Genomic DNA, 3,274 nt, shown 5'->3' with positions numbered 1-3,274 from the left:
GGCGAGATAGGCGGCGTCCGCCGACTCGATGCTGCGCCTGAACTTGCCCCAGAAGTCGAGCTCCCAGCTCACCCTCAGCGCGGCATTGGCAGTCACGGCACTGGTGTCGCGCCCGCCTGAACGCTGCTCGCCCACGCCGAGCACCTCGCCGGTCGCCTGCTGCACCTGCGGATAGCGCGTGCTGTCGGCGATGCCGAGCTGGGCCCGTGCCTCCATGATGCGCATACCGGCGATCCGCACGCTGGGATTGACGCGCTGCGCCTCGGCGACGAGCTGGTCGAGCACAGGGTCGTCGAAGTTGCGCCACCACGCCTGCAGCAAGCCATTGCGCGGGCGCCGCGGATCGGCGGCGAGGGCTTCGAGCGAACCGCCCGACCAACCGGACAGCCAGGGCACCCGTGGCCGTTCGAAATCGGGGCCCACCGTGGTGCACCCCCCGAGCATCGCGGCCGCGCCGGCCAAGGCCATCACTCGCACCCTCGATCCCTTCGAAGGCATCGTGCGCATCGGTTCAGGATACGGTCGGCAATTCGCTCTCGATCTCGATCTCGACGACATCCGGATCGGTCGCCACCCACCGCATGAGGATCTGATAGCCCAGGCTCAGCGCGGTGGCGCCCACGAACATGCCCAGGATCCCGGCGCCTGCCAGGCCGCCCAACGCACCAATCAGGACGATCGGCATGGGGGCATCCACCCCCCGGCCCAGCAAGAGCGGCTTCAGGACGTTGTCGAGCATGCCGGCGACCAGCAGGAGCACGCTATGGATCACGGCCGGCACGGTGTCGTACGTCCCGCTCAGCCAGATGTAGGCGATGACCGGCACGGTGACCAGGAGCGCGGGCACCTGCGCAATGCCCAGGATCAGCACGACGATCGCCAGCACGCCGGCAAAGGGAATACCGGCAATGATCAGAAAGATGCCCACGACCATGGCCTGAATGAAGGCCACGCCGACCACGCCCAGGGCCACCGCGCGAATGGTCTGGGTCGCCAGTTCGGCGAACTCCACGCCCCGCCGGGTGCCCGCGATGCGTCCGAGGATCGACTTCGCGGCTTCGCTGCCCGACTGTCCGAAGGCCATGATGATGCCCGCGATGATGAAGGAGAACACGAAAAGCAGCACCGACCCCGCCATGCTGGCCACCATCTCCAGCGCCTTGGTGGCCAGTTCCCCGAGTTGCGGCTGCAGCTTCTTGACCACCGATGGCAAGTCCTTGTTGGCCAGCGACCAGAAGCTGCTCACTTGCTTGCCAACGACGGGCCACTCCGCCACGCCGGGCGGCGGGGGAGGAATCTTCAACTCGTTGTCGCGCACGGTGACGACGGTCTCGTGGACCGAATCGCCCAACGAGCCCAGCACCACGGCCGTGGGCCCCACGATCAGCGTGATGCCGCCCAGCACCAGCAACGTGGCCGCYAACCCCTGTTTTCCACCCAGCCTGCTGGCCAGCGCCTGATGRCCCGGGTACATCGTCACCGCCAGGATCAGTGCCCAGGCCATCATGGAGATGAAGGGCGAGAAGATCCGGTAACACAGCAGGGTCAGGGCCAGTACCAGACCGGCCCGGATGAGCACATCCATGAGCTTCCTGGACATCCGTGTTTCGCGTACGAGATCGGGCTGGGAGAGCGTTGCCATGGGGTCGGCCTTCGAAAGTAGACGACGGAGCCATTGTCCTGCGGTGCCTTCTCTCCGACTTGACAATTCTCAAGCGCGCGGCACTCAGCACATTTAGATTTATCGCCACTCGTGCGGATGTGGCAGGATGCTGGCCCCGGGACACTCGACTCCGTATGCAACTCGGTGATTTGCCTGTAGGCGCGCGACACGAACATGTGCGCTGGACGTTGGTCGCGGTGGCAAGCATTGCCTTCGCCTTTCTTGGCGCCTGGTTGTTGCAAAGCGCGATTCCGCGCCACATCGTTCTCGCGTCCGGCCTGCGAGACGGCATGTACCACCAGTACGCGCAGCGCTACAAGGAAATCCTGGCACGCGACGGCGTGATGGTCGAGGAACGCATCACGGGCGGCGCGGACGAAAACGAGCGCTTGCTGCAGGATCCCAACTCCGGCGTGGACGTGGCCTTCGTGCATGGCGGCGTGGTGCGCCCGACCGAGCATGGGACGCTGGTCATGCTTGCCGCCCTGTACTACGAACCGCTGTGGGTCTTCCATCGTGACAGCGTCGTACACCAGAACCTCGATGAACTTCGCCACAAGCGGCTCGCAGTGGGCTCATTGGGCAGCGGCGTGCGCGCGTTCATGGAGCCCTTGCTCGCGGCGAACGACATCACCCGCTTGAACTCCGACCTAGTGCCGCTAGTCAATCTGGAGGCCCTGCGCGCGTTGCAGGCGGGACAGGTCGACGCCGCATTCCTGATCGGGCCCGCGCAGTTTCCGGCGATCTGGCAGGCCTTGCACGACCCGGACTTGAAGCTGATGAGCCTGGCCCGCGCAGAAGCCTATCCGCGCAAGTTCCCCTACATCACGAAGCTGACCTTGCCACCGGGAACGATCGATCTCGCGCGGCACATTCCGGAGCAGGAGGTGAAGCTGATCGGCACCAAGGCGATGCTGGTCTCGCGCGACGGCTTGTCGCCGGCGATCGTCAACCTGCTCCTCGAAGCCGCGCGCGAATTGCACGGGAACCAGGGCTATTTCGAGGCGGACGACGAGTTTCCAAACACGGCAATGGTGGACCTGCCCGTGTCGGCCGATGCGAATCGCCACCACCGCTTCGGGCCCAGCGTACTCCACCGCTATCTGCCGTTCACCGTCGCGGCCTATCTCGAACGCCTGGTCGTGCTGCTGGTGCCCGTGCTGTTCGTGATCGTTCCCTTGACCAACTTTCTGCCGCGACTGTTCCGCTGGCGCATACGGTCGCGCATCTACCGCTGGTACGGAGAGTTGGCACTGCTCGAACGCGATGTCCGAACACGCACCGGCGCCTTGCCCGTCGAGCAATGGCTGGCCGACCTGGGCCGCATCGAGCAGGCTGCCACGCGGATCCGCGCCCCATTGAGCTATGCCAGCGAAGCCTACACGCTGCGCGAGCACATCGGCTTGGTTCGCCAGGCCGTGATGGCCAAGTCACAAGGCGTTGACGCGAACACGGATGGCGATCCAGGAAATGCCAAGACTGAATCTGAGCGGCATGTTCTTCAGTCCCGCACCGAGCCTGTCCAGGAAGGCCCGTCGCCAGATACGAGTGCATGAACCTTTTAGTGTTCACTTTTGCATTTCGCGTCTAAACTGCCGAGTCGTACGGGCC

The 3,274-nt window shown here is 64.9% G+C and carries 3 protein-coding genes; 1 reads left to right on the top strand and 2 read right to left on the bottom strand.

Annotation, left to right across the window (positions count from 1 at the left end; all coding sequences use genetic code 11):
• The coding region (locus tag AC1D2K_RS32485) for a TolC family protein (RefSeq protein ID WP_478094274.1) at positions 1–507 on the bottom strand (507 nt) is incomplete at its 3' end.
• A gap of 4 nt (positions 508–511) precedes the next feature.
• Positions 512–1,642: an AI-2E family transporter gene (locus AC1D2K_RS32480; protein ID WP_478094273.1), complete on the bottom strand. Its 1,131-nt coding sequence runs from the start codon at positions 1,640–1,642 to the stop codon at positions 512–514.
• A 155-nt stretch (positions 1,643–1,797) separates the two neighbouring features.
• Here AC1D2K_RS32480 and AC1D2K_RS32475 point away from each other — a divergent pair, with 155 nt between their 5' ends.
• On the top strand, positions 1,798–3,219 hold the full coding sequence (locus tag AC1D2K_RS32475) for a TAXI family TRAP transporter solute-binding subunit (RefSeq protein WP_478094271.1): 1,422 nt from the start codon (positions 1,798–1,800) through the stop codon (positions 3,217–3,219).
• Positions 3,220–3,274: the final 55 nt, after the last annotated feature.

The sequence above is a fragment of the Variovorax sp. P1_H12_2 genome, from assembly GCF_056405335.1.
Note: the sequence above shows the minus strand (reverse complement) of the source record. Positions and strands in the feature narration are given on the sequence as shown.